23 protein-coding genes are annotated in these 25,463 nt (G+C 70.7%); 15 read left to right on the forward strand and 8 right to left on the reverse strand.

Going from position 1 to position 25,463, the window contains the following annotated elements; all coding sequences use genetic code 11:
* Positions 1-95 precede the first annotated feature (95 nt).
* Positions 96-785 carry a TetR/AcrR family transcriptional regulator gene (locus ACTIMO_RS00420; RefSeq protein ID WP_448181113.1) on the reverse strand — a complete coding sequence of 230 codons (690 nt, stop codon included), beginning with the start codon at positions 783-785 and terminating at the stop codon, positions 96-98.
* Between the two features lie 87 nt (positions 786-872).
* Here ACTIMO_RS00420 and ACTIMO_RS00425 point away from each other — a divergent pair, with 87 nt between their 5' ends.
* The 4 genes from ACTIMO_RS00425 (at position 873) to ACTIMO_RS00440 (ending at position 5,942) form a co-directional block, all read left to right on the forward strand.
* The gene (locus ACTIMO_RS00425; protein ID WP_055767365.1) at positions 873-1,220 is read left to right on the forward strand and encodes a DUF2834 domain-containing protein; all 348 of its coding nucleotides are present in this window, start codon (positions 873-875) and stop codon (positions 1,218-1,220) included.
* Positions 1,217-2,182: a hypothetical protein gene (locus tag ACTIMO_RS00430; RefSeq protein ID WP_448181114.1), complete on the forward strand. Its 966-nt coding sequence runs from the start codon at positions 1,217-1,219 to the stop codon at positions 2,180-2,182. The genes ACTIMO_RS00425 and ACTIMO_RS00430 overlap by 4 nt, the downstream gene beginning before the upstream one ends.
* A gap of 101 nt (positions 2,183-2,283) precedes the next feature.
* On the forward strand, positions 2,284-4,314 hold the full coding sequence (locus ACTIMO_RS00435; protein WP_448181115.1) for a penicillin-binding transpeptidase domain-containing protein: 2,031 nt from the start codon (positions 2,284-2,286) through the stop codon (positions 4,312-4,314).
* A gap of 137 nt (positions 4,315-4,451) precedes the next feature.
* Positions 4,452-5,942, forward strand: coding sequence for a flotillin family protein (locus tag ACTIMO_RS00440; RefSeq protein WP_055767355.1), 1,491 nt, complete (start codon positions 4,452-4,454; stop codon positions 5,940-5,942).
* Between the two features lie 180 nt (positions 5,943-6,122).
* Here ACTIMO_RS00440 and ACTIMO_RS00445 read toward each other — a convergent pair whose 3' ends face one another.
* The 3 genes from ACTIMO_RS00445 to ACTIMO_RS00455 all read right to left on the reverse strand — a co-directional run bounded on the left by ACTIMO_RS00445 (position 6,123) and on the right by ACTIMO_RS00455 (position 9,554).
* Positions 6,123-6,524, reverse strand: coding sequence for a YccF domain-containing protein (locus tag ACTIMO_RS00445; RefSeq protein WP_422390637.1), 402 nt, complete (start codon positions 6,522-6,524; stop codon positions 6,123-6,125).
* Positions 6,525-6,619: 95 nt separating this feature from the next.
* The gene (locus ACTIMO_RS00450) at positions 6,620-8,296 is read right to left on the reverse strand and encodes a DEAD/DEAH box helicase (RefSeq protein WP_055767348.1); all 1,677 of its coding nucleotides are present in this window, start codon (positions 8,294-8,296) and stop codon (positions 6,620-6,622) included.
* Between the two features lie 211 nt (positions 8,297-8,507).
* Positions 8,508-9,554, reverse strand: a complete 1,047-nt coding sequence (locus ACTIMO_RS00455) for a LacI family DNA-binding transcriptional regulator (RefSeq protein ID WP_448181116.1) — start codon at positions 9,552-9,554, stop codon at positions 8,508-8,510.
* Between the two features lie 226 nt (positions 9,555-9,780).
* On the opposite strand from ACTIMO_RS00455, the gene ACTIMO_RS00460 reads away from it, so the two are divergent.
* The 9 genes from ACTIMO_RS00460 (at position 9,781) to ACTIMO_RS00500 (ending at position 19,659) form a co-directional block, all read left to right on the forward strand.
* Positions 9,781-10,764 (forward strand): ABC transporter substrate-binding protein, encoded by a 984-nt coding sequence (locus tag ACTIMO_RS00460; RefSeq protein WP_448181117.1) that lies wholly within the window; start codon positions 9,781-9,783, stop codon positions 10,762-10,764.
* A 99-nt stretch (positions 10,765-10,863) separates the two neighbouring features.
* Positions 10,864-12,387: a sugar ABC transporter ATP-binding protein gene (locus tag ACTIMO_RS00465; protein ID WP_448181118.1), complete on the forward strand. Its 1,524-nt coding sequence runs from the start codon at positions 10,864-10,866 to the stop codon at positions 12,385-12,387.
* Complete coding sequence (locus ACTIMO_RS00470; protein WP_448181119.1) at positions 12,384-13,415, forward strand: ABC transporter permease; 1,032 nt, start codon at positions 12,384-12,386, stop codon at positions 13,413-13,415. The genes ACTIMO_RS00465 and ACTIMO_RS00470 overlap by 4 nt, the downstream gene beginning before the upstream one ends.
* On the forward strand, positions 13,415-14,428 hold the full coding sequence (gene yjfF / locus ACTIMO_RS00475) for a galactofuranose ABC transporter, permease protein YjfF (RefSeq protein WP_448181120.1): 1,014 nt from the start codon (positions 13,415-13,417) through the stop codon (positions 14,426-14,428). The genes ACTIMO_RS00470 and yjfF overlap by 1 nt, the downstream gene beginning before the upstream one ends.
* Positions 14,429-14,596: 168 nt before the next feature.
* Complete coding sequence (locus tag ACTIMO_RS00480; RefSeq protein WP_422390641.1) at positions 14,597-15,847, forward strand: M20 metallopeptidase family protein; 1,251 nt, start codon at positions 14,597-14,599, stop codon at positions 15,845-15,847.
* Between the two features lie 25 nt (positions 15,848-15,872).
* Positions 15,873-16,751, forward strand: coding sequence for a tRNA (guanosine(46)-N7)-methyltransferase TrmB (gene trmB / locus ACTIMO_RS00485; protein ID WP_055767325.1), 879 nt, complete (start codon positions 15,873-15,875; stop codon positions 16,749-16,751).
* On the forward strand, positions 16,748-17,965 hold the full coding sequence (locus tag ACTIMO_RS00490; RefSeq protein ID WP_448181121.1) for an MFS transporter: 1,218 nt from the start codon (positions 16,748-16,750) through the stop codon (positions 17,963-17,965). Before trmB ends, ACTIMO_RS00490 begins: the two co-directional genes overlap by 4 nt.
* 120 nt (positions 17,966-18,085) lie before the next feature.
* Complete coding sequence (locus ACTIMO_RS00495; RefSeq protein ID WP_448181122.1) at positions 18,086-19,102, forward strand: hypothetical protein; 1,017 nt, start codon at positions 18,086-18,088, stop codon at positions 19,100-19,102.
* Positions 19,099-19,659 carry a hypothetical protein gene (locus ACTIMO_RS00500; protein ID WP_055767316.1) on the forward strand — a complete coding sequence of 187 codons (561 nt, stop codon included), beginning with the start codon at positions 19,099-19,101 and terminating at the stop codon, positions 19,657-19,659. The genes ACTIMO_RS00495 and ACTIMO_RS00500 overlap by 4 nt, the downstream gene beginning before the upstream one ends.
* Before the next feature lie 245 nt (positions 19,660-19,904).
* Here the strand turns inward: ACTIMO_RS00500 and ACTIMO_RS00505 are convergent, their stop codons facing one another.
* From ACTIMO_RS00505 to ACTIMO_RS00515, 3 genes are all read right to left on the reverse strand, one after another.
* Positions 19,905-20,588, reverse strand: a complete 684-nt coding sequence (locus ACTIMO_RS00505; protein WP_448181123.1) for an SDR family NAD(P)-dependent oxidoreductase — start codon at positions 20,586-20,588, stop codon at positions 19,905-19,907.
* Between the two features lie 105 nt (positions 20,589-20,693).
* Positions 20,694-21,395 (reverse strand): PspA/IM30 family protein, encoded by a 702-nt coding sequence (locus ACTIMO_RS00510; RefSeq protein ID WP_055767310.1) that lies wholly within the window; start codon positions 21,393-21,395, stop codon positions 20,694-20,696.
* A 52-nt stretch (positions 21,396-21,447) separates the two neighbouring features.
* Positions 21,448-22,014: a hypothetical protein gene (locus tag ACTIMO_RS00515; protein WP_152812849.1), complete on the reverse strand. Its 567-nt coding sequence runs from the start codon at positions 22,012-22,014 to the stop codon at positions 21,448-21,450.
* Between the two features lie 163 nt (positions 22,015-22,177).
* Between ACTIMO_RS00515 and ACTIMO_RS00520 the strand changes: the two genes are divergently transcribed.
* Both ACTIMO_RS00520 and ACTIMO_RS00525 read left to right on the forward strand, forming a co-directional pair.
* A complete protein-coding gene (locus ACTIMO_RS00520; RefSeq protein ID WP_448181124.1) occupies positions 22,178-22,522 on the forward strand; it encodes a PadR family transcriptional regulator in 345 nt (114 codons plus the stop codon).
* Positions 22,519-23,508: a permease prefix domain 1-containing protein gene (locus tag ACTIMO_RS00525; protein ID WP_448181125.1), complete on the forward strand. Its 990-nt coding sequence runs from the start codon at positions 22,519-22,521 to the stop codon at positions 23,506-23,508. The genes ACTIMO_RS00520 and ACTIMO_RS00525 overlap by 4 nt, the downstream gene beginning before the upstream one ends.
* 39 nt (positions 23,509-23,547) lie before the next feature.
* On the opposite strand, the gene ACTIMO_RS00530 is transcribed toward ACTIMO_RS00525, so the two are convergent.
* Positions 23,548-25,461: an alpha-amylase family glycosyl hydrolase gene (locus ACTIMO_RS00530; protein ID WP_448181126.1), complete on the reverse strand. Its 1,914-nt coding sequence runs from the start codon at positions 25,459-25,461 to the stop codon at positions 23,548-23,550.
* Positions 25,462-25,463 lie beyond the last annotated feature (2 nt).

Raw genomic sequence — 25,463 nt, forward strand, 5'->3', positions numbered from 1 at the left:
TCCCCGGACTGCATTGAGTGTACTCGACTCAACTTCGGCCGGCAGGGGTTTCACCGCACGCTTCGCCGTGGGTGAACGGGACCCGAGCCTCCCCGTCAGGTCGCGCCGGGCACCAGGAGGTCGGCGAGGAGTTCCTCGATCTGCTCCTCGGCGAAGGCCGAGGCGTCCTCGCCGAACACCCAGCGCAGATGGCCCGCCACCTCGACCGAGACGATCCCGAGCATCCGGTGCCAGCCGACGATGAAGGGACGGACCTCCCCGGGACGCATGGGCAGGTCGAGCCGGGCAGCGGTCGCGGCGAGCGAGGCGCGCACGCCCGGCGACAGGACGCCGTCGTCGACCGTGCGGAGCCGGCCCGCCGCCAGCGCGTCGACGAAGAGCGACCCGAACAGACCGCCGAAGCGCCGCCCCGCATCCACCGTGGGGCCACCCTCGGGCGCGGCGTAGTGCATCAGTGGAGTGCCGTAGACGAGGCCGAACTCGGGCCGGTGCTGCAGCGCCCACGCGCGGAAGGCCAGTGTCGCGGCGCGGATCCGGCCCTCGACGTCGTCCGGTCGGCAGGCCGCGAGTGCGTCCAGGCACGCCGCGGTGGCCTCGTCGGTGCACGCGGTGATCAGCAGGGTCAGCAGGTCGTCGCGCCCCCTGACGTACCGGTACAGCGCGGGTGCGGTGACGCCGAGGCGGCGCGCCACCTCCCGGACGACGATCGCATCGGACCCCCCTTCCACCAGCAGGGCACGGCTCGTCGCCACCAGGGCATCCAGGGTCAGGGGCGTGGTCGCCACAGGAGGAACCTCTCTCTGGGGGTTGTGTGGTGAACACTGTTCACCCTACTCTGTGTGAACAGTGTTCACCCGACTTGAGGAGACTCGATGCGCACCCCCTACCTGGTCCTCGCCGTCATCGGCGGCGCGGGCACCTGGTTCTTCAACCTCCGCTCCATGGCGGCGGGTGAGGACTACGTGGCGGGCTGGTTCGCGAGCGCCGCGTCCTCGTCGGCCGCCGTCGACGTCATCGTCGTCGCGTTCGTCGCGTGCATGTTCATGGTGCTCGAGGGCAGACGGCTCGGTATGTCACGGGCCGTCTGGCTCCTCGTCCCCCTGAGCTTCGTCGTCGCCATCGCGTTCACCTTCCCCCTCTTCCTGGCGTGGCGGGAACACCACCTGCTGCGGAGCACCGACACCCGCACCGCGGCCCTGCCGGAGCCGGTGACGCCGTGAGGTCGACCGCCCTGCTGCGGGCCGGATGGCGGGTCAGCCCGGCCCTGGTGGTCCTGCTCGCCTGCGCCGTCGTCGTCCTGCCCGTAGCCGCGGTGCTCGCCGTGGCCGATCCCACGCTGGTTGCCGGCGTCCCCGCCTGGAACAAGCCGCTCAAGTTCGCCCTGTCCTTCGTCGCCTTCGCGCCCGTGATGCTCTGGATCTTCGGGCGGATCGAGCGCGGCCGGCCCACCCGCGCGGCGCTCGAGGTGCTCGGCTGGGCCCTGATCGCCGAGCTGGCCATCCTCGTGGTCCAGGCCGCACGCGGCAGGGCCTCCCACTTCAACACCGCGACACCGCTGGACAGCGCCCTCTGGGCCGCCATGGGTGCAGGCATCGGCATCTTCTCCATCGGCGTCATCATCGTCGGCGTCGTCCTCGCGCGGCGGCGGCTCGACGGCGGACTCGGGCTCGCGGTCCAGCTGGCCGTCCTCCTCATGACCGTCGGCGCCCTGAGCGGATATGTCATGACCGGCCCCCGGCCCGGACAGACCGGGACGGGGCCCGTGACGGGAGGCCACACCGTCGGTGCCACCGACGGAGGTCCGGGCCTGCCCCTGCTGGGCTGGTCGACCGAGTTCGGTGACAGCCGCGTCGCCCATTTCGTCGGCCTCCACGCCCTGCAGGCCGTCCCCCTCGTCGCCCTCGTCCTCGCGTGGCTGGTCGGTCGCGGCGTACTGCAGCTGACGGTGCGTCGGCAACGCCACATCGTCGCCGTCTCCGCGGCGGCCTATCTCGGACTGATGGTCACGCTGTTCGTCCAGGCGCAGCGGGGCCAGTCCGTCGTCGCGCCCGACGCCGTGACCCTCGCGCTGGCCGCTGCGCTCGTCGTCGTCCCCGCGGCGGTGGCCCTCGTCCTCGCGCTGCGTGGTGACGCGGTGCCGATCCCGTCCGCAGGTAGCGCACCGGAGGCCTTCGTCCGCTGACCCCGGCGCTCCCCCGTCGCGCGTCGACCACCACTCCGCCGCGAGGACGGTACGGCAGGTCCGGGACGGCACATCCGCGCTTCTCCGACATAATGGGCCCGATGGGGAACCTTCACCGCGCCACGGCCGTCCTGACGACCGCAGTCCTCGCCCTCACGCTGGCAGCCTGCACCGACGACCGCCCCACGGCCGAGGACGCGGCACGCACCCTCGCCGACGGCCTCGCGCAGCTGGACGTCGCACAGTCCGCCTTCGCCTCCGCGCAGCCCGCCGAGATCACGGGCCAGCTTGCTGCGATCACCGAGGGATTCGCCCCGGGAGCACCGCAGGTCTCCGTCTCCGGCGTCGAGGAGACGGGCGAGGACACCGCGACGGCGACCCTCGACTACGCGTGGGACCTCGACGAGAGCGACGAGGACTGGACCTACAGCACGACGGCGGACCTCACGCGCGTCGAGGACGTGTGGCAGGCCGCGTGGGAGCCGCGGGTCTTCGTCCCGGACCTGCTGCCCGGCGAGAAGCTCACCCTGACGAGCGTGCCCGGTGACCGCGGCGACATCACCGGGGCCGGCGGCGAGGTCATCGTGACGCAGCGACCCGTGATCCGCGTCGGCATCGACAAGCTGCAGGTACCGGAGGCGGAGCAGGCGGCCTCGGCCCGGGCCCTCGCCACCCTGCTGGAGCTCGATCCCGCGACCTACGAGCAGCAGGTGGCGGAGGCGGGAGCGGAGGCCTTCGTCGTCGCCCTCGTCCTGCGGGACGACGCCACGCGCACCGTCACCGACGCGCAGATCGACGCCGTCCCGGGGGCGCTGCGCCAGGCGGACACCCTCGAACTCGCACCCACCCGCACCTTCGCCAGGGAACTGCTCGGCAGCGTCGGCGAGGCCACGGAGGAGCTCGTCGAGCAGTCCGACGGCGCCGTCCGGGCAGGCGACATCACCGGCCTCGGCGGACTGCAGCTGCAGCACAACGAGCAGCTCGCCGGCACGCCGGGCCTCGCGGTGGACGCCGTGCCGGCGGAGACACCCGGCACCCCCTCGCAGCGGCTCTTCGAGAAGCCCGCCGTCGACGGGGAGGATCTCGCCACGACCCTCGATCCGCGCCTCCAGAGCCTCGGGGAGGACGTCCTCGCCGACGAACCCTCGGCGTCGTCGATCGTCGCCGTCCGGCCCAGCACGGGCGAGATCCTCGCCGCAGCGAACGGACCGGGCAGCGAGGGCCTGCAGACGGCGCTGCTCGGCCAGTACCCGCCGGGATCCACCTTCAAGATCGCCACGAGCCTCGCGCTGCTCCGGCAGGACTTCACGCCCGAGTCACCCACGGAGTGCTCCGAGGAGGTGACCGTTGACGGCCGCCGGTTCAACAACGCGGGGACGTTCCCCGCGCAGTTCATCGGGACCATCCCGCTGCTCGAGACCTTCGCGCAGTCCTGCAACACCGGCTTCATCGCGGCGCGGGACGAGATCACGCAGGCGGAGCTCGCGAGTGCGGCATCGGACCTCGGGATCGGCGTGGAGGCGTCCATCGGCACGCCGGCGTTCTTCGGATCCGTGCCCACCGAGGCCGAGGGGACCGCTCACGCCGCTGCCATGATCGGCCAGGGCGAGGTCCTCGTCTCCCCGTTGACGCTCGCCACCATGGCGGCGTCCGTCGGCGCCGGGGTTCGCGTGACGCCCACGCTGCTCGCGGAGGGCGAATCGACGGAGCTCGATCCCGGGTCGGCGGATGCGGCCGCCTCCGACGCCCCGACCGATGCCGCGGTGTCGCCGACGGACGGGGCGTCGGGTACCCCGTCGTCCGACCCTCCAGCCACCCCGCCGTCGTCCTCCGCCGACGAAGAGGCCGCGCCCTCCGCCTTCACCGCCGCCGAATCGGCGACCCTGAAGACGCTCATGGCGGCCGTCGTGGAGCAGGGCGGCGCTCAACTGCTCCAGGACGTCCCCGGGGAGCCGGTCCTGGCCAAGACGGGTACCGCCGAATTCGGCAGCGAGACCCCGCCGCGGACGCACGCGTGGGTCGTCGCGATCCAGGGCGACCTCGCCGTGGCCGTCTTCGTCGAGGAGGGCGAGCTCGGATCCACCTCGGGCGGACCGCTCATGCAGGCGTTCCTGGCCGGCGCGGGGTCCTGATCCCGGGCAGGTAACGGTTTATCCACTTTCACGGCTTGGGGGTCAGAGAAGCATCATGCATCGCATAGGTTGAGGTTCCCGGCGGTGTCGTGTCCCGCCTTCCGCAATTCCAGCAGTTGACCGTTGAAAGGGTCGCAGTGGATTTCTCCTTCATACCGTTCGTCATCGGCGCCATCGTCCTCGTCATCGTCCTCATCGTCGTGGCGATCCTCGCGAAAATGGCTCTCCATATCGCCAGTCCCGACCAGGCGCTGATCATCTCGTCCAAGGACAACAAGGGCCAGCCCGACGTCGACAGCCAGCGCGTCGTCTTCGGCCGCGTGTTCATCAATCCCTTCGCGCAGCGCGCGTACCCGCTCTCGCTCGCGTCGCGCCAGGTGTCCCTCCGCATCGAGGGCATCTCGCTCAACGGGATCAAGCTGCACCTCACCGGCGTGGCCCAGGTCAAGGTCGGCGGGGACGCCGACGCGGTCCGCAAGGCCGCACAGCGCTTCCTCAACCAGCAGGACGCCATCGACCACTACACCCAGGAGACGCTCTCGGGCTCGCTGCGGTCGATCGTGGGAACCCTGACCGTCGAGTCGATCATCCGCGACCGCGCCACCTTCGCCAAGAGCGTGAAGGAGGAGGCGGAGCACTCCATGCACAACCAGGGCCTGGAGATCGACACCTTCCAGATCCAGTCCGTCGACGACGACTCCGGCTACCTGAAGAACCTCGGGCGCCCCGAGGCCGCATCCGCGGAGCGCAACGCGAAGATCGCCGAAGCCCGCTCGGTGCAGGAATCGGAGCAGGCCCGCGCCATCTCCGACGAGCAGGTCGCCCTGGCGCAGCAGCAGCTGACCATCCGTCGGGCCGAACTGAAGGAAGCCGCCGACGCCCGCCAGGCACGTGCGGACGCCGCCGGTCCCCTGGCCCAGGCCGAGCAGAACGAACAGGTCATCATCCGCGAGCAGCAGGTCGCCCTGCGGCGTGCGGAACTGCGCGAGCGCGAGCTCGACACCGAGGTCCGCAAGCCCGCGGACGCCGACAAGTACCGGCTCATCCAGCAGGCCGATGCGAAGCTCGAAGAGCGCCGCCGTGCCTCGGAGGCCACCGAGATCGAAGCACGCGTCGACCTCGCCAAGCGGAAGCTCAGCGCCGAAGGTGACCGCGTCGCGGCAGAGGCGGACGCCGCCGCGAACACCGCGCGCGGTAACGCGGAGGCCGCCATCAACGAGGCGAAGGGCCGCGCGGAGGCGGCGGTCATCGCGTCGCGCGGTGCTGCCGAGGCGCAGTCCACGGAGGCACGCGGCAAGGCGGAAGCAGCCGGTATCGCGGCCCAGGCCGAGGCCTACAAGCAGTTCAACCAGGCAGCCATCCTGTCGAAGGTCCTCGAGGTCCTGCCGTCGATGGCGCGGGAGATCGCGGCGCCGATGTCCGCCATCGACACCATGACCGTCGTCTCCACCGACGGCGCGAGCCAGCTCAGCAAGAACGTCACGAGCGGCGTCCAGCAGACCACCCAGATGGTCAAGGACACCACCGGGCTGGACATCATCGGCCTGCTCGGCGATCTCCTCAAGAACGCCGACAAGCCCGGCCAGCACGGCTCCGGCGGATCCTCGGCGGTCAGCGGAGCGGAGTAGGACAGGGCCAGGGGCCGCTGCAGCCATCGGCGCAGCGGCCCCTTCGTCGTTCGACGAGCACCCGCACGTCAGGGCCGTCGAAGGTGATGGACGGCACGGTCGTCGCGGACCACGTCCCGCAGGGCACGCGTCACGCCGCACCTGACACGTCGATCGGTCCGGCGTCGCGCCGCCGCAGGATCAGCGGTAGGTCGGCAGATAGGTTCCCGACGAGGGGACGATGACCTTGCCGAGCGGTGCGAGGGACACCGGGATCAGCTTCAGGTTGGCGATCCCGAGGGGGATGCCGATGATGCTGACGAACATCGGGATGGCGGTGAGCACATGACCGATGGCGATCCAGATCCCGGCGACCAGCAGCCAGATCACGTTGCCGATGCTCGATACGGCCGTGACCCTGCCGCCCCGGTGGACGACGGTCTGCCCGAAGGGCCACAGGGCGTAGACGCCGATCCTGAACGAGGCGATGCCGAACGGGATGGTCACGATCAGGAGGCAGCAGACGATCCCCGCGAGGAAGTAGCCGAGCGCGAGCCAGATGCCGCCGAACAGGAGCCAGATGACGTTCAGGAGTGCGTTCATCCCACCATTGTTCCGCACACGGTACGCCGCGCACTCACCCGGAACGCAGGAGGGACCGTACCCGGTGGGTACGGTCCCTCCTCGCGCGGCCGGTGCTAGCGGGTCCGGCGGTCGTTCGATGCCGGCGCGCTGGCCCTGCGGGAGCCGGCCGGACGGCGGGCACCCTCGGCGCGCGGGGCGGAGGACGGCGCGTGGCTGCGCTGGCCGCCCGCGGCGGGCGCGGACGTGCTGGACCAGCGGACGGCGTCGCCCACGCGCTGCCCGGAGGCGGGACGCCGGCTGCGCGTCGACGTCTCCGATGCCGTACGGGGCTCCTCCGAACGGCGGCGCGAGCCCCCGGCCTTGGCCCCTGCACCGGCATCGGAGCCGAAGCGCGGCGCCTGGGGCTGGTCCTTACGGCGCTCGGCCCGGTTGCCCTGGGCCGACTGCGGCTCGGCGGAGACGCGTCCGCGCCCACCGCGACCACCGCGTCCACCGGCCGACGGCGACGCGGACCCGCGACGCGCGCGCTTCCGCTCGGCGTTCGCGCCGGTCGAGGTGCCTTCGCCGCGCACCGTCTCGCGCTGGGCGAGGAGGGCCGCACGCGTCCGCGGATCGATCTTCTCGGCGATGTCGCCCGTGAGGGTCAGCACGAGCGGCGAGGTCGCCCGCACGGTCTCGAACGCGACATCCACCCCGGCAGCCTTCATGAGCTTGTGGACCTCGGACTTCTGCTCGGGCAGGGTGATCGTGACCACCGTTCCCGAGGACCCTGCCCGGGCCGTCCTGCCCGAGCGGTGCAGGTACGCCTTGTGCTCGGTGGGCGGGTCCACGTGCACGACGAGCTCGACGTCGTCGACGTGGACGCCGCGCGCAGCGACGTCGGTCGCGACGAGCACGCGGACGTCGCCCGTGGAGAACTCCGCGAGGTTGCGGTCGCGGGCGTTCTGCGACAGGTTGCCGTGGAGGTCGACGGCCGGGATGCCGGCGTCGGTCAGGGTCTTCGCGAGCTTGCGGGCATGGTGCTTGGTGCGCATGAACAGCAGGCGGCGCCCGGTACCCGAGGCGAGCTGCACGATGAGCTGCTTCTTCTGGGTCTGGTCGCCGACCATGAGCACGTGGTGCTCCATGGTGGTGACCGCGGCCTGCGGGTCGTCCACCGAGTGGGTGACGGGGTTGGTCATGTACCGGTTGACCACCTTGTCCACGCCGTTGTCGAGCGTGGCCGAGAAGAGCAGGCGCTGGCCGTCCTTCGGCGTGGTGTCGAGGAGCTTCTTCACGACGGGCAGGAAGCCGAGGTCGGCCATGTGGTCCGCCTCGTCGAGGATGGTGATCTCCACGGACTCGAGCGAGATGAGCCGCTGGCGCATCAGGTCCTCGAGGCGGCCCGGGCAGGCGATGACGATGTCGACGCCCGCGCGCAGGGCCTTCTCCTGGCGCTGCTGGGACACCCCGCCGTAGATGACGGTGGTGTTGAGGCCGAGCTGCTTCGCGAGCGGCTCGACGGTAGCGTTGATCTGGGTGGCGAGCTCACGCGTGGGAGCGAGGACGAGGGCCAGCGGTCGTCCCGGCTTGCGGCGGTACGCCGCTTCCTGCTCGGCGAGGCGGGAGACCATGGGGAGGGCGAAGGCCAGGGTCTTGCCCGAGCCGGTGCGGCCGCGTCCGAGGACATCGCGCCCGGCGAGGGAGTCCGGGAGGGACTTGACCTGGATGGGGAATGGTTCGGTGATCCCCTGCGCGGCGAGGTTCTCGACCAGCGCTTTGGGCACACCGAGGGCAGCAAAAGTAGTCATGTGAAGTACACGAACTTTCTTCTCATCTTCCCCGGCGCCGGTTGGCGCAGGGGTTCGCCGAAGAAAAGTCAGACAGTGTCCACCGCGCTCACGATTCCGGGAGCTGTGTGCGGGACAAAAGAATGCGTTCTATCGACGCAGGCTGCGCGCTGAACTGGCTGATGGTACGCCGTGCGCAGGCAAGTAGGTCCAGTTTATCAGCACTCCCGGCTCACCCCTGCATGGGGACCCGCTCCGGGCCACCGCCGTCGTCGCCTGCTCGGACCGGCCCTGTACTCGACCGGACGATCAGCCGGGGCTGGAGCGATCCTCCTGCACCGAGCGCCTGCACACCGAGCAGCTCGTCGATACAGCGGCGACCGAGATCGTGGAACTCCTGCCGGAGCGTGGTGAGGGACGGCTCGTAGTACTCGGCCTCGGGAACGTCGTCGAAGCCGATCACGCTCACCTGGCGCGGCACCTCACAGCCGCGCTGCCTGAGGGCCTTCAACAGTCCCAGCGCCATCTGGTCGTTGCCGACGAAGAACGCCGTGGGAAGTCGTCCGAGCTCCACGCCGAGGCCCGCATCGTAGCCCGATCGTGCACTCCAGTCACCGTGGATCAGCGGCCCCTCAGCCAGCCCGTGGCGCGCGAGCGCCGACCGCCAGCCTGCGAGCCTCCGCTGCGCATCCACCCAGTCGGCGGGCCCGGCCAGGTGCGCGATCCGCCGGTGTCCGAGCGCAACGAGATGCTCGACCGCACTCGCAGCCGCATTCTCCTGGTCCAGGGCCACGTCCCCGCCGCGATGACCGCCTCCCCCGACGGTCAGCATCGGGATGCCCGACTGCATCGTGGCCAGCACCTCCAGCGCAGAGACGTGCGGCGTGAGCGCGATGACGCCCTCCACGCCGTGATCGAGCAGATCACTCAGCGCCTCGTCCACCGTCGGCGCGGAGTAGTCCTTCAGGGTGACCACGGTCAGGAAATAGCCTGCACGACGCGCGGCGTCCTGGACCCCCATCAGGACGCTCGAGGGTCCGTACTGCGAGAGTTCGCCCGCGAGGACCCCGATCGAGTGGGTCCTGCCCGTCGCGAGTGACCGGGCGGCAGCGTTGGGCCGGTAGTCGAGCTCGAGGATGGCCGCATGGACCTTCCGCCGGGTGGCGTCGCTGACGTTCGGCCTCCGGTTGACCACCCGCGACACGGTCTGGTGGGAGACACCCGCGAGGGAGGCGACATCGGTCAGGCTGGGGCTCCGCGGTGTCGTCGCCGCTGCCACGGGACCTCCTTCCTCCGTCCGCCCCACGATTTCTGACCCGACCCTACAGGCTGGAGGGGTCTACATCGATGGAGGGGCGAGCCGTGACGGCACGAGTCCAAAACGTGACACAAATCACTTGACCGTCGAATTGTTAGCGTTCACAATCGACCACAGGGCACGGAGCCCCGCGCAGCAATGAAGGTGCAGATGCCCTTGCTGTGGTCCCCAGATCCAGGAGGCAGCAGTGCTCAAGAAGACTTTCGTCACGGTCGTCGCAGCGACGACCCTCGCCCTCACCGCCTGCGGCGGCGGCACCGACGCCGGCACCGGAGCCGGCGGCGGATCGAGTGACGGCATCACCATGGGATTCGCACAGGTGGGAGCCGAGAGCGGGTGGCGGTCCGCCAATACGAAATCCGTGCAGGACGCCGCCGAGAAGGCCGGCGTCGACCTCAAGTTCTCCGATGCCCAGCAGAAGCAGGAGAACCAGATCAAGGCGATCCGCTCCTACATCCAGCAGCAGGTGGATGTCATCGCCTTCTCCCCCGTCGTCGAATCGGGCTGGGACACGGTGCTCAAGGAAGCGAAGGACGCCGGCATCCCCGTCATCCTCACCGATCGCGCAGTCGACTCCTCGGACACATCGCTCTACAAGACGTTCCTCGGCTCGGACTTCGTCGAGGAGGGCAAGAAGGCCGGCGACTGGCTCGTGGAGGACTCGGCGTCGACCGACGGCCCCATCAACATCGTCGAGCTGCAGGGCACCACGGGTGCGGCGCCCGCCATCGACCGCAAGGAAGGTTTCGAGGCTGCGATCGCGGCGGATCCGGACCTCACGATCGTGCAGTCCCAGACCGGCGACTTCACCCGCAGCGGAGGCAAGCAGGTCATGGAGGCGTTCCTCAAGAACACCCCCGACATCGACGTCGTCTACGCCCACAACGACGACATGGGGCTCGGCGCGATCGAGGCCATCGAGGCTGCCGGGAAAGTACCCGGAAAGGACATCAAGATCATCACCGTCGACGCCGTCAAGGACGGCATGACCGCACTGGCCGACGGGAAGATCAACTACATCGTCGAGTGCAACCCGCTGCTCGGTGAGCAGCTGATGGACCTCGCCGCGAAGGTCGTGGCGGGCGAGGAGGTGCCCGAGCGGGTCGTGACCGAGGAGTCGGCCTTCACACCGGAACAGGCGAAGGAAGTCCTCGCCAGCCGGGAGTACTGAACCGACCGCCTCCGACACCACGACATGGACCCACACGTCGACGACACCAGGGATGCGGTGGGCCTCGCCCACCGCATCCCGCAAGGGAAAGACAGCTGAATGAACGAGATCGTCCCCGTCGTGGACCTGCGCGGCATCTCCATCGAGTTCCCGGGGGTCAAGGCCCTGGACGGCGTCGATCTCCGACTGTTCCAGGGCGAGGTCCACGCGCTCATGGGAGAGAACGGTGCCGGCAAATCGACGCTGATCAAGGCCCTGACCGGCGTGTACGCGATCGACAGCGGGACCATCACCGTCCTCGGGGAGCAGCATCGATTCGCCGCCCCGGCCGAAGCACAGGACGCGCGCATCAGCACGGTGTACCCGGAGGTCAATCTCTGCCCGAATCTTTCGATCGAGGAGAACATCCTCCTCGGCAGGGAACCGCGCCGCAGGGGAGGTATCCACTGGAAGGAGGTGCGCCGCAGGGCCAGGGCCGTCCTCGAGCGGCTGAATCTCGGCCACCTTGATCCCGGATCCGTGCTCTCCTCGCACTCCATCGCCATCCAGCAACTGGTCGCGATCGCCCGCTCGGTCCAGGTGGATGCGAAGGTGCTGATCCTCGACGAGCCGACCTCCAGCCTCGACACGGAGGAGGTGCAGCAGCTCTTCGCGGTCATCCGCTCCCTGCGGGACCACGGCGTCGCCATCCTCTTCGTCTCGCACTTCCTCGAACAGGTGTACGAGATCTCGGACCGCATGACGGTGCTGCGCAACGGCAGGCTCGTCGGTGAGTTCATGACGAGGGAGCTCCCCCGCATGTCGCTCATCTCGAAGATGATGGGCAAGGAACTCGACGCCCTGACGGAGCTCGACCGATCGGACGTCCGTACGCGGCCGGACAGGACCGACGCCGTGCCGCTCCTCCTGGCGGAGAAGCTGGGCCGGAAGGGGTCCGTCGGCAACGTCGACATCGCCCTGTACAAGGGACAGATCCTCGGTCTGGCCGGTCTCCTGGGATCGGGCCGGACGGAGACCGCCCGACTCCTCTTCGGAGCGGATCGCGCGGACCAGGGACAGCTCACCATCAGGGGAACCGCCCAGACCCTGAGGTCACCCCGGTCCGCCATCGACCACGGCATCGCGTTCTCCTCCGAGAACCGCAAGGAGGAGGGGCTGATCGGCGACCTCTCGGTCCGGGACAATCTCGTCCTGGCGATGCAGGCCAGCCAGGGGTGGCTGAGGAGGATCCCGGCCCATCAGCAGGATCAGCTGACCGAGAAGTTCATCGGCGCGCTGGACATCCGACCCGCCGACAAGGACGCACTGATCCGCAACCTGAGCGGCGGGAACCAGCAGAAGGTCCTCCTGGCACGCTGGCTGATCACGAACCCGAAGCTCCTCATCCTCGACGAACCGACCCGCGGGATCGACATCGGCGCCAAGACGCAGATCCAGAAACTCATCAGCACCCTCGCCGGGGATGGCATGTCGATCATCTTCATCTCCGCGGAACTCGAGGAAGTGCTGCGCCTGAGCGACCACATCGCCGTCCTCAAGGAGCGACGCATGGTTGCCGACCTACCCAACGACGGAGTCACCATGGAAGACGTCATGACGATCATCGCCGGATCAGCCGCATGAACGCGCTGCTGAAGCACCGCCTGACCTGGCCGGTCCTCGCCCTGGTCCTCCTGCTCCTCCTGAATCAGGTGTTCCGCGCCGATTTCCTGTCCGTCCGCCTTCAGGACGGCCACCTGTACGGCAGCCTGATCGACATCCTCCGCAACGGAGCACCGATCATCCTCATCGCCCTCGGGATGACTCTCGTCATCGCGTCCCGCGGGATCGATCTCTCGGTAGGGGCTGTCGCCGCCATCGCGGGCGCCGTCTCCTGCACCTACATCTACACGTCCCCGGACCCCTCCTCGCTGCGGGCCGCAGCGGTCGCGGTGGCCCTGGCCGTGGTGGCAGGGCTGGTCCTCGGCCTGTGGAACGGGTTCCTCGTGTCCGTCGTCGGCATCCAGCCCATCATCGCGACCCTCGTCCTGATGACGGCCGGGCGGGGTCTGGCACAACTCGTCACCGACGGGCAGATCATCTCCGTGTCCAACGATTCCTACCAGTCGATCGGGGCGGGCTTCGTCCTCGGCCTGCCCATCTCCATCCTCATCGCCGCAGCGGCCTTCCTCGCCGCCGGGCTCCTGACCCGGCGCACCGCCCTCGGAACCCTCATCGAGGCCGTCGGGATCAATCCGGTCGCCAGCCGCCTCGCCGGCCTGAACGCGCGCACCATCACGATGGCGGTCTACGTGTTCAGCGGACTGTGCGCCGCCATCGCCGGCCTCATGATCAGTTCCAACGTGACGGCCGCGGACGCCAACAATGCCGGCCTCTACATCGAGATGGACGCCATCCTCGCCGTCGTGATCGGTGGGACCTCGCTGGCCGGCGGTCGGTACAGCCTCGTCGGCACCCTGATCGGAGCACTCATCATCCAGACGCTGACCACCACCGTCTACACGCTCGGCATCCCCCCGGAGGTCACCCTGGTGTTCAAGGCCCTGGTCGTGATCATCGTGTGCCTGCTGCAGTCGAGCCGGGCCCGGACCCTGCTCAAGCAACGCAGACGACCCGTCACCGCGACCTCCGACGTCAAGGTGGCCATCTGATGTCCGTCGTCACCCGGACCCCCGCACCGCTGAACCGGACCCGCATCAGCCTGCTCCAAGGCAAGGCGCGCTACGCCCCCACCCTGGCGACCGTAGGCCTGTTCCTGGCGATGTTCGCCGCCGGCGCGGTCATGTATCCCGGCTTCCTGTCCGGTCAGGTCTTCCTCAACCTCCTCGTCGACAACACGTTCCTCATCGTCCTCGCCGTGGGCATGACCTTCGTGATCCTCACCGGAGGAATTGACCTCTCCGTCGGGTCCGTCGTCGCCCTCTCCATGATGATCGCCGCAGCCCTCCTGCAGGCGGGCTGGAACCCGATCGCCGTCATCGCGCTGGTCCTCCTGACCGGGGCAACCTTCGGACTCCTCATGGGCCTCGTCATCCAGGTCTTCGAGATCCAGCCCTTCATCGTGACCCTGGCCGGGCTCTTCCTCGCCCGCGGTCTCTGCTACGTGATCAGCGTCGATTCGATCACCGTCACCGATCCCTTCTTCACGGCCATGGCCCAGGCCCGCATCCCCCTCGGCGGAAGGATGTTCATCTCCCCGGGCGTCGTGATCGCACTCCTCGTGGTCGCCCTCGCCTTCTACGTCCTGCACCAGACCCGGTTCGGACGCACCGTCTACGCCATCGGCGGCGGAGAATCCTCCGCCCTCCTGATGGGACTGGCCGTACCCCGCACGAAGGTGCTCGTCTACGGGATCAGCGGGCTGTGTTCGGCGGTCGCCGGCGTCCTCTTCTCCTTCTACAGCCTCTCCGGATACAGTCTCGCGGCCACGGGGCTCGAACTGGACGCGATCGCGGCGGTCGTGGTCGGCGGGACGCTCCTCACCGGCGGCTACGGGTACGTGCTCGGCTCCCTCGCTGGCGTCCTCATCCTCGGCATCGTGCAGACGTTCATCTCCTACGAGGGCACCCTCAGCTCCTGGTGGACACGCATCGTGATCGGCGCCCTGCTGCTGGCCTTCATCCTGCTGCAGAAACTCTTCTCCCGAAAAGTCCCGGTCACCTGACAGGTGCCCGCGACCGGATGCGGGAGAGCCCGGACCGGTGTGCCGTCGGGGGCGCGATACCCCGGCGGTGCACCGACGCGGTGAGCCGCGCAGCCGGCGTCTCGCCAGCGGTGCGCTCATCTGCGAGGGTGGGAGCACCAGTGCCGCAGCCCCTGCCAGGAGGAACCCATGACCCTGTCCCCAGACACCCTGCTCGAGGACGCGCGGGCACTCTCCGGTGACATCGCCGATCTCCGGCACCGGCTCCACCGCGAACCCGAGCTGGGGCTCGACCTCCCGCGGACGCAGGAGAAGGTCCTGCAGGCGCTCGACGGACTCCCCTACGAGATCACCCTCGGGACGGATACGACGTCGGTCACCGCCGTCCTCCGCGGCGGAGCCGGCCGGGCGGCCGCGGGTGCTGCACCCGTGGTCCTCCTCCGCGGCGACATGGACGCGCTCCCGGTGCAGGAGGCCACGGGCGTGCCCTTCAGCTCGGAGGTCGACGGCGCCATGCACGCCTGCGGCCACGACCTGCACACCGCGATGCTCGCCGGCGCCGCGACCCTGCTCGCCGAGCGGCGAAGCGAGCTCCCGGGCGACGTCGTGCTCATGTTCCAGCCGGGCGAGGAGGGGCACGACGGCGCCGGCGTCATGATCCGCGAAGGCGTCCTCGACGCAGCCGGCAGGAAGCCCGACGCCGCCTACGGCATCCACGTGGTGTCCTCCCTGCTCCCCACGGGGGTGCTCGCGAGCCGCAGCGGCCCACTGATGTCGGCATCGGACGGGCTCCTGGTCACCGTCCGCGGGGCGGGCGGCCACGGATCCTCGCCCCATTCGGCGAAGGACCCGGTGACCGTGGCGGCGGAGATCGTCACGCAGCTGCAGGTCATGATCACGCGGCAGTTCGACATGTTCGACCCCGTGGTGCTGTCCGTCGGCGTGCTGCGTGCCGGGACGCAGCGGAACATCATCCCGGAGACGGCGCGGATCGAGGCGACGGTCCGGACCTACTCGGCGGCGAACCGTGATCGCATGACCGAGGCCGCTCCGCGACTCGTCCGGCACATCGCGGCCGCGCACGGCCTCGAGGCGGACATCGAGTACCTCCACGAATACCCGGTGACGGTCACGAACCATGACGAGACTGCACACGCCGAGGCGCAGGTGGGCGCCCTGTTCGGCGCCCACCGGTACCTCACCATGCCGCAACCCATGAGCGGTTCGGAGGACTTCTCCCGCATCCTCGAGGCGGTACCCGGTTCCTTCCTCTTCCTCTCGGCCGTCGCGCCGGGCGCCGACCCGTCCGGCTCGCCCTTCAACCACTCGCCGTACGCGGTGTTCGACGACGGCATCCTGGCCGACGGCGCCGCGATCTACGCCCAGCTCGCCATCTCCCGGCTGGCCTCGGACGGGAGGCGTCCGACCCCGGCCGTATGAGGTGCAGCCGGTAGCCTTGGGGGCGATGGAGCCTCGAGAACAGAACCCCGACCAGCCGCACCGCACCCAACCCGTGTCCTTCGTCCGCCGGGGGTCCCGCCTGCAGGGCAGGCGCCGCGAGGCATGGGACGATCTCGCAGCGGCGTTCCTCATCGACGTCCCGCGGATCGAGAACGCCGACACCTCGGTGGCACCGGGTTTCGTGCTCGACGTCGCCGCCGCCTTCGGGCGCTCGGCTCCCCTGGTCGTCGAGGTGGGGTCCGGCCTCGGCGAGGCCATCACGCATGCAGCGGAACTCGATCCGGATCGCGACTACCTCGCCCTCGAGGTGTACCGTCCCGGGCTCGCCCAGACCATGCTGCGCATCAGCCAGAGAGGCCTCACCAACGTGCGGACCGCGCAGGTGAACGCCGCGGAGGCCTTCACCGGCATGATCCCGGCGTCGTCCGTCGCGGAACTGTGGACCTTCTTCCCCGACCCGTGGCACAAGGCCCGCCACCACAAACGCCGGCTGGTGAAGGAGGACTACGTGGAGCGTGCCGCGCGCGTCATCGAACCGGGCGGCGTCTTCCGGCTCGCCACGGACTGGTCCAGCTACGCCGTCCAGATGCGCGAGGTCCTGGAGGCGAGCGGGGACTTCGTGAACCTGCACGCCGGCGAGCGCACGGGCCCGGAGAGCCCGCTCACGCAGGTGTGGGCGAGCGGCGTGGAGGCAGTGGTGGGCGGTGCTCCCGTCCGGGCGGGCAGGGACCCGGTGAGCACCGGGAACACCGGCGTCAACGAGGGCACGGACGAGCGTGGCGGCTGGGCCCCGCGCTTCGAGGGCCGCACCCTGACCAGCTTCGAGAACAAGGCGATCGCGGCCGGACGGATGGTCTTCGACCTCGCCTACCGTCGCGCATGACGGATGGGGCCTGGGCGGGCCACGCCAGGGACTCCCCCGCCTACCGGCGGATCCTCCTGGCCCTGCTGTTCGCCGGGCTGGCGACCTTCGCCCAGCTCTACTCGCTGCAGGCCGTGCTCACCGGCGTCGCCGCGGAGTTCGGGGTGTCGGCAGCCGGCGCCGCACTGACCGTGTCGGCGGCGACCCTCGGCCTCGCCGGCGCCGTCATCCCGTGGTCGGCCGTCGCCGACCGGGCCGGGCGCCGCAGGACCATGGCGTGGGCCATCGGTGGCGCCGTCGTCCTCGGTCTCCTGGCCGCGCTGGCGCCGACCTTCGAGGCGCTGATCGTCCTCCGGTTCCTCGAGGGGGTCATGCTGGGCGGGGTGCCTGCGACGGCGCTCGCCTACCTCTTCGAGGAGGTGCAGCGGATGCATGCCGCCGTCGCTGCGGGAACGTACATCGCGGGAACCACGCTCGGCGGACTCGCGGGCCGGCTGGTCGCCGGGCCGGTGGGGGATCTTCTCGGCTGGCGGGCGGGGGTGCTCGCGGTCAGCGCCATGGCCGGCGCTGCCGCGGCGGCCTTCGTGCTCCTCGCGCCCCGTGCGCGGGGTTTCGTCCCCGTCCTGCGGGGTCGGGGACCGTCCCTGGCCGCGCGCGTCCTCGTGAATCTCCGGTCGTCCCGCCTGCTGGCGGTCTACGCGCAGGGGTTCCTCCTGATGGGCGGGTTCGTGGCGGTCTACAACTACCTGGCTTTCCGGCTGGAGGCTCCGCCCTTCCTGCTCCCCGCCTCGCTGGTCAGCCTGCTGTTCCTCGCGTACCTCTCCGGCACCGCGACGTCCCGTCTCGCGGGAGGCATCAGTGTCCGTGTCGGACGCCTCCCCGTCCTCCTCTCGGCGCTCCCCGTGATGCTCGTCGGGCTGGCCGTGACGCTCTCGGACCTGCTCCCGCTCGTGGTCGTCGGGCTCGTGGTCTTCACGGGAGGGTTCTTCGCCGCACATTCCGTCGCGTCCGGGTGGACGCCGCTGCTCGCCACCGCGGGCCGCGCCCAGGCCGCGGGTCTCTACAACGCCGGCTACTACGCCGGTTCGAGCGTCCTCGGCTGGGTCGGCGGTCTCTTCTTCGGGTCGTACGGCTGGCCGGGCGTCGCCGGGTTCGCCGCTGCCCTGTGCCTGGCCGCGGGACTCCTCGCCGTCGTCGCGCTGCGGGGAGCTCCCGGCGCACATCCGCTCAGGTGACACGGGGCACCGGCCGCGCTGGTCAACACGCCGTGCCCGGCTCCCCGCCACCCGCCGGACACGGGTAGATTCGCTGGAGCAGCCGGACGATCCCGGACGCCGACCAGGGGACGCAGGGACATGGGTATTTTCAGCCGCCGGAGGGCCGGCGGGGACGCGATCAGCGCCTTCTGGGACTGGTGGGCGGACGACGGCGAGGAACTGCTGACCACCGCGACCCGGGCCGGCGACTTCGACGCCTACGTGGACGTCATGACGCGTCGCGTCCGGGCGATGGCCAGGGGACTCGAGTGGGAGACCAGGACGGGCACGGACGCGGAGCACACGCTCTGCGTCTCGAGCGGCGGTGACGCGGCGCTCCGCCCCGTGGCCGAGCGCTGGTACCGCGCATCGCCACCGGCCGGCAGGCGCTGGGAGTTCGTCCCCGCCCGGAGCGCGAAGCCGGACATGCTCGACTCCACCATCACCTATCGCGGCAGGACCTTCGACCTGCGCCGCACGCGCGTCCACGCTGCGGCGACCCGGGCCGGCGACGGCTTCATCCTGTCGGTCCACCACCCCGGGTTCACCGGCCAGTGGGACGACGAGCACGGACTGTGCGTCCTGCTCCTCGAGTGGCTGCTGGGCGAGGACGACGTCGAGCGCTGGGTGCGACGCGTGGACTGCATCGTGCACGACGTCGTCGACAGCATCCCCGCCGCCGAGGTGCCCGGACGCGTGCGGGATCTCGCCCGGACCCTGCCCGAGCCCGGTTGGCTCGTCCTGCAGGGCCGGCACGGGAGCGGCGCACCGGTGACCGTGCGTGTCCTGCGCCCCCTGCGGTGGATCGACCATCCTCGCTTCGACCTGCACACCACCGTCCGCGCGGTGTTCGACGCCGACGAGCAGGGGCTCCCGGCGCCAGGAGCGGTGGCCGGGCTCGACGAACTCGAGGACACGCTGGTCAGGTCCCTCGGCATCCGCGGGATGCTGGTCGCGGTGGAGACCTCCAGGGGGGCCAGGACCCTGCACTTCTACTCCGACTCCGAGGACCAGAACGGGCGCGATGCCCTCGATATCGCCGTGCGCGACCGCCGATCCGTCACAGCCCGGCATGCCGTCGATTCCGGCTGGAAGAAAGTACAGGACTTCACATGACCTACCGCTCCCCCACCTTCGTCGGCCACCTCATCGGGGCATCGTTCGGCCTGGTGTTCGTCCTCGTGAACGCCACCGGGCTGCCGGTCGTCCTCGCCACCACCCTGAGGGCCGCCGCCGTGGCCGCGTTCGTCGTCGTGGTCCTCGGGTTCCTGCGGACCGCACAGGACCTCCGGCGGGCCGGGCGCGCCCGACCCGCCGGATTCACCCGGTTCTACTGGTTCGTGGTCCTGATCGAGGCCCTCGCGCTCTTCGGTGGCCTCGCCGTGCTCCGGCAGGTGGAACCCGCCGCAGCGCTGGGCTGGATCGCCCTGGTGGTGGGCGTGCACTTCTTCCCGCTGGCGCGGCTGTGGCCGGAGGGCCGGCGTCAGCTGGTCGCGATCGCGACGGCGATGACAGCCCTCGGCGTGATCGGGCTGGTGCTGGCCTTCTCGACGCGCGACGCCGTCCTCGTCGGCGTCGTCTCGGGGGTCGGGTCGGGGCTCGTGCTGCTGGGCTGGTCCCTCGTCCAGTCCGTCGGGACCCTCACCGGCCGCCGCAGCACAGCGGGCACCTGACCGTTTGCGCCCCGACGGACGGGATGCGGACACCGTGGTGCGCGGTGGCAGCACTGTTCGGCCTAGTCTGCACCGCGGCCACCTCGGTGCTGATCCTCCGGACGTAGGCCGCCGCCGGGGCGCGGGAGTCGGGGGGACCGCCTGCGCAGGGCACGTCCGCGAGCGTGGGACAGGCCACGGCGAACGGCCGTCCGGGGTGGTCCGAACCGTGACGCCGACAGCGCCGGCGCCACGGACAGGGCGGGTCAGAAGGCCGACGACGGCAGGTCGCGCTCACCCTCGACGATGGCCGTGATGATGCGCCCGGCGACCGATCGGGGATCCTTGCCCTGCGGCAGTTTCGGCGCCTCGCCGGCGATCGGCCTCGTGGCGAGACCGGTCTCCGTGTGGGGTGGCCTGGCGTCGAGCACGCGTACGCCCTGCCGACGCAGCTCGAGGGTCAGCGCCTTCCCGTAGGCACTGAGGCCGGCCTTCGTCGCGGAATAGGCGGCCATCCCCGCGGTGGGGCTCTCGGCGACGACGGCACTGATCTGGGCGATGAAGGAGTCCTTGCCGAGCCTCGGCGCCACCTCGCGCATCAGCCGCATGTAGCCGAGCAGGTTCACGAGCATCAGTTCGTCGAGGGTGTCGTCGTCCACCTCCACAGCAGGACCGAAGGCGACGACGCCGGAGGCGAACACCACGCCGTGGAGTTCCCGCCCGTACACCGCAGCGGCGACGTCGGCCGGCCCCGTGGGCTTGCCGAGATCGGCGGCCACCTGCCCGACGACGGCCTCCCCCAGGTCGCCGGCGAGGACCGCGAGCTTCTCCTCCGACCGGCCCGAGAGGGTGAGCTGCGCGCCCTGGGCGGCAAGCTGGCGTGCCAGCTCCGCGCCGAGCACACCGGTGGCGCCGACGACCAGGACGTGGGTACCGCTGAGTTCAGTCATGGGCTCACTGTAGCAACGGGCTCCGACCGTCCCCGGGGCAGCGGATACCGGGCCGTCCGGCCCTTCGATCCCCTCCGGCACAGGGCGCGGGAGGGCGCAGCGCGCTCAGTACTGCGCCGGCGGACCGCCCCGGTGGTCCCGACGTTTCAGCTCGTCGAGCTGCTGCTGCACGGACGCCTCCGCCTCCAGCTCCTCGAACGCCTGCTGGAGCCGGGGCGACGACGGGTCGGACCAGGACAGCTCCTCGCGCGCCCGGGCCTGCGCCTCGAAGCGGCGGACCTCGAGCTCGGCGCTGCGGCGGGCCGCCTCGATCGAGGCGGCCTCACGGGAGGAGGATGCGAGGGCCTCGTGGACGCCGATGGCGGCCTGTGCCGCCGCACGCCGCGCGACCATCGCGTCGTACTCCATCGCGTTCTGCCGGACGCGGTGTTCCAGCCGCTGCACGTCCTCGTGGAGCCGCCGGGCCTGCTGCTCGGCCTCGCGGAGCTGGGCGGTGAGGGTGTCGAGGCGTCGCCGCGCCGTCATGGACTCCCGGATGGCGGCACGGGCGGCGTCGTCGTCCCCACGCCGGACCGCCGCAGCCACGGCGGCTTCCACCCGGTTGAGGTAGGCCGCCGCCTCGTTCGCGGCCAGCCCCACCCGGTGGTGGTGGGCGGCGACGTCGGCAGCGCCCCGCCGCGCCTGGTCGAGCAGGGTGCGTTGCGCCGCCTGAGCGTTCTGTGCCTCGACGCGCGGGTCCTGCTTCGCCTCCACGGCGGCACTGCGGTTGGCCTTCACGATGCGCGTGATACGCCGTCTGATCGTCACGTGGACCCCCGGTGGTCGCTGAAGTGGTGTCGTCCCTCCCAGACTGAACCGATCACCAGTCCGGGCGGTTCCCGTAGGTGTCCCGCCAGGTCCCCATGGCCGAGATCTCTCCCCGGAGACGGGTGGTGGCCTGATCGAGCTGGCGGGTGTCGATGGACCGCGAGGTCTTCAGCAGGCTGCGGCGCAGTTCCGCCGAGAGCTCGTCGAGGGCCTTGGCCTGGGCGGCGAGATCGGTGGTCAACTCCTCCTTGAGCTGCCGGTTGGGCTCCCGGTCCGCGGTGCGCAGCATGTTCTCGAGGGAGGCCGCTGCCCGGTCGATCTCCGCTGCGGCCCGCGGCAGGTCCCCGACCGGCCGCCCCTGTTCGGAGGCTTCCTGCAGCGCGAGGTGGGTGGCGCGCGAAGACCGCTTGAGTTCGCCGATGAGCCGTGCGGGTTCACGCGTGAGCCGGTCCGGGGCGTACGCGCGGGCCGCGAGCATACCGCGGTCCCGGGTGCGCTCGATGACGCGCGAGCGCCTGACCTTCCGCACCACGAGCCAGCCGGCGATGCCCGTTCCCGCTCCGATGGTCGCGAGCACCCCGGCACCGACCGCCAGGGTCTCGACGAGAACCTCAAGCACGGTGCTGATCCGGAGTGGCTGCCATTCCTCCAGTCTGCCCTCGTCCTCCGACAAATTCCACCCGGACCCGAGGACGGGGCAGGGGTGGGCTCCCGACGCTTCCGACTCCCGCGCTTCATCGTGCCTCTTCCAATACTGTGCGTCACACAGTATTGTTCTCGTCATGAGAAGAGACGACGACCTCGCTGCAGGGCACCTGCAGGAACTGCGGCGGGGAACCGTCGTCCTGGCCTGCCTCACCCGGCTGCGAACGCCCGACTACGGCTATTCGCTCCTCGAGTCACTCGACGTCCTGGGCATCCAGGTCGACGCGAACACGCTCTACCCACTCCTCCGCCGCCTCGAGAAGCAAGGGCTGCTGGTCAGCGAGTGGAACACCGCCGAGTCCCGTCCCAGGAAGTTCTACCGGACGAGCCCGGCGGGCGACGACCTCGCCGCACTCCTCACCGACGACTGGGATCGGCTGACCGCATCACTGCATCGCCTCTCCGAAGGGGAAGAACCATGACCAGCCTGACCGACCGCTACATCTGGGCCGCTGTCCGCACCGTTCCCGAATCCGAACGGCCGGATCTCGAACTCGACATCAGGGACCTGATCGAGGGCGCCGTCGAGGCGCGGACCGCCACCCGCCACGATCCCGCAGCCGCCGAACGGGACGCACTCTCCGAGTTGGGGGATCCGGAACGGCTCGCCGCGGACTACGTCGACCGACCACTCACGCTGATCGGACCCCGCTACTACCTCGACTGGCTCAGGATCCTCAGGACCGTCCTGCTCATCGTCGTCCCCCTCGCGACGGTGGCCGTCCTGGTCGTCCAGCTGCTCACCACCGGGAGCATCGGCGGTGCGATCGGCAGCGCGGTGTCCACGGCGATCACCGCCACGGTCCACATCGGTTTCTGGACCACCCTGCTGTTCGTCGTCCTGGAACGCAGCGGGACCACCGACGGCACCATGGAGTGGACCGTCGACCGCCTGCCCGACCTGCCCGACCACGACCGGAGCGCACGCCTGCCCGAGTTCATCGCCTCCCTGGTGTTCCTCGGCCTGTTCGCCGGCGCGATCGTCTGGCAGCAGCTCCGCTCGGTGGTCCGGGACGAGGCCGGCGGAGCCGTCCCGCTGCTCGACCCGGCACTGTGGTCCTTCTGGATCCCGTGGTTCCTCGGCCTGATCGCCGCCGAAGCCCTCTTCGCCCTCCGGGTCTATCGACGAGGCTGGTCCTGGTGGTCCGCAGTGGTCAACCTCGTGCTGGGGCTCGCGTTCGCCGTGCCTGCCCTCCTGCTGTGGGCCGGCGGCCGGGTGCTCAATCCGGCCTTCACCGACGCCGTGGGGTGGGATCCGGCGGTCGCAGCGGGAGGCGGGTGGACGGCGGGCGGCATCGTGGTCGCCGCCGTCGTGATCATCGCCGCCTGGGACGTGGCCGACGGCTTCCTGAGGGCGCACCGGGCGCTCGCCGCGCACCCTGCACGCCCGCTCTCCGCACATCGCTGACCCCAGGACCGCACCCGGTCCGGACGGGCACGACGGCGTTCAGCGGTCCCGACCGCCGGGGCCGGTGCCGGGGAGGCGCCACGCCTGCGCCCCCGGACCCTGCCCGGAGAACACGAGGCCGTCGGTGCCTGTGACGACTCCGCCGCCGGGCAGGCGCAGGCCGATCGATTCCGCATCGGCCCAGCTCCCCGGCAGGAGCCCGGACGGGACCCGGACGCCGTCGTAGTCGGCCCGCGCCGCGACCAGGAGCACGCACTCCTCCTCGTGCTCGCGGAGGAGGACGACGGCGTCCGCGTCCGCAGCGAGCCATCGCACCGACCCCTGCCGCAGGGCGGGGGAAGCCTCGCGGAGCGCGGTGAGGGACCGGAGGTGGGCGCTCAGGCTCCCGGAGGCACCGTCGGCCGCCCCCCAGGGCAGGGGCGTCCGGGAGTCCTCGCCGTTGACTCCGGACAGGCCGAACTCGTCGCCGGCGAACAGGGTGGGCAGCCCGGGGAGGAAGCAGGCGAGCACCAGCCCGACGGCCGGTCCGCCCGCGACCATGACGGACGCGGCCCGCGCGGTGTCGTGCGTGTTCAGCGCGGTCAGGGTCTGGGTCCGGACCCGCCAGGAGAAACCCGAGGCGAGGGCGGTGTGCGTGGACACCAGGTCCCGGCCCTCGATCCGGGGGACACCCCGCACCGGTGTGCCGAAGAAGTTGAGGTCCGCCGTCGCGCCCGCCCCCCGGCTCAGCCATTGCCAGAGCGGCCGCGTGAAGTGGGAGTAGGTCATGCCGCCGTCCCATGCACGGCCCGCGAGGTCCTCCGTGGCATCACCCGTGGATTCCGCGATCAGCATCAGGCCCGGCCGCACGGCGTCCATGGTGCCCCGGATGAGCGCGGCGACCTCCCGGCTGTGGTCCTCGGCCCCGTGGCGGCCGGTCATGTTGGCCACGTCGATGCGCCACCCGTCGAGGCCGAACGGCGGGAGCAGCCACCGCGCCACCACGGAATCCGGGCCCTCGACGAACCGGCGCCGCAGCTCGGCCGAGGACCAGTCGAGCTTCGGCAGGCTCGGGACGCCGAACCAGCTCGCGTACTCCGTGCCGTCGTCGCTGACGTAGTAGAAGTCCGCCTCCGCGCTCGCGGGATCGGCGAGTGCCTGCAGGAACCAGTCGTGGCCATCGCCCGTGTGGTTCACGGTCAGGTCCCCGATGACGGCGATACCGCGCTCGTGCGCCGCCCCGACCAGGCGGACGAGCGCCTCGTCGCCGCCGAGGAGGGGGTCGACGACGTCGAAGGTCGTCGCGTCGTAGCGGTGGTTGGAACGGGCGGGGAAGAACGGGGTGAGGTAGAGGACGCTCGCGCCGAGGTCGGCGAGGTGATCGAGCCGCTCGCGGACGCCGTCGAGCGTCCCCCCGTAGACCTGACGGGGCGTGAGCCCGCCGTGCGGCTGGACCGGCTCGTGCCAGGCGCACCCGACCGCCCACTCCGGCAGGTCCCGCGGCACCGCGTCGTGGGGCGGACCGTCCGCGGACCGGCCGAACCGGTCCGGGAACACCTGGTAGACCACGGCATCCTGCACCCAGCCCGGCGGCGCCGGACGGCAGTCGATCCGGAAGTCGTCCCGGTCGGCCGGGTCCGTGGTCGAGATCCCGACGGCGCCGAGCCAGCGGTGGACCGGCCCGTCCCCGCTCGGCAGCTCGAGGAGGAAGCGGTACCGCAGCGTCGGGTTCACGGCGGTGACGCGCGCTTCCCACCACGACCACGCGGCGTCGTCGTTCCCTGCGGACGGCCCCCGGGCCTCGTCGTAGTGCGCTTCGCCGTCGCGCAGGGACCGGACGAACACGCGTACGGGGCGCCCCCAGAGGGCGGGGACCCGGATGCGGATCACGAGCTCCTCCCCCAGCGACGGTGACTGCTGCGGGACGTAGAGCGGCGACCCGTCGTGGTGCGGGGCCAGGAAGGACTCCTGCACGT

Source organism: Arthrobacter sp. CP30 (assembly GCF_053470025.1).

Bases quoted from the DNA above. Each gene is read 5' to 3' on its own strand.
- ACTIMO_RS00520 (WP_448181124.1), top strand. From the start codon at position 22,178: ATGAGAAGAGACGACGACCTCGCTGCAGGGCACCTGCAGGAACTGCGG.
- yjfF (WP_448181120.1), top strand. From the start codon at position 13,415: ATGTCCGTCGTCACCCGGACCCCCGCACCGCTGAACCGGACCCGCATC.
- ACTIMO_RS00495 (WP_448181122.1), top strand. From the start codon at position 18,086: ATGGGTATTTTCAGCCGCCGGAGGGCCGGCGGGGACGCGATCAGCGCC.
- ACTIMO_RS00505 (WP_448181123.1), bottom strand. From the start codon at position 20,588: ATGACTGAACTCAGCGGTACCCACGTCCTGGTCGTCGGCGCCACCGGT.
- ACTIMO_RS00500 (WP_055767316.1), top strand. From the start codon at position 19,099: ATGACCTACCGCTCCCCCACCTTCGTCGGCCACCTCATCGGGGCATCG.
- ACTIMO_RS00425 (WP_055767365.1), top strand. From the start codon at position 873: ATGCGCACCCCCTACCTGGTCCTCGCCGTCATCGGCGGCGCGGGCACC.
- ACTIMO_RS00445 (WP_422390637.1), bottom strand. From the start codon at position 6,524: ATGAACGCACTCCTGAACGTCATCTGGCTCCTGTTCGGCGGCATCTGG.
- ACTIMO_RS00435 (WP_448181115.1), top strand. From the start codon at position 2,284: ATGGGGAACCTTCACCGCGCCACGGCCGTCCTGACGACCGCAGTCCTC.
- ACTIMO_RS00450 (WP_055767348.1), bottom strand. From the start codon at position 8,296: ATGACTACTTTTGCTGCCCTCGGTGTGCCCAAAGCGCTGGTCGAGAAC.
- ACTIMO_RS00490 (WP_448181121.1), top strand. From the start codon at position 16,748: ATGACGGATGGGGCCTGGGCGGGCCACGCCAGGGACTCCCCCGCCTAC.
- ACTIMO_RS00480 (WP_422390641.1), top strand. From the start codon at position 14,597: ATGACCCTGTCCCCAGACACCCTGCTCGAGGACGCGCGGGCACTCTCC.
- ACTIMO_RS00525 (WP_448181125.1), top strand. From the start codon at position 22,519: ATGACCAGCCTGACCGACCGCTACATCTGGGCCGCTGTCCGCACCGTT.
- trmB (WP_055767325.1), top strand. From the start codon at position 15,873: ATGGAGCCTCGAGAACAGAACCCCGACCAGCCGCACCGCACCCAACCC.
- ACTIMO_RS00470 (WP_448181119.1), top strand. From the start codon at position 12,384: ATGAACGCGCTGCTGAAGCACCGCCTGACCTGGCCGGTCCTCGCCCTG.
- ACTIMO_RS00465 (WP_448181118.1), top strand. From the start codon at position 10,864: ATGAACGAGATCGTCCCCGTCGTGGACCTGCGCGGCATCTCCATCGAG.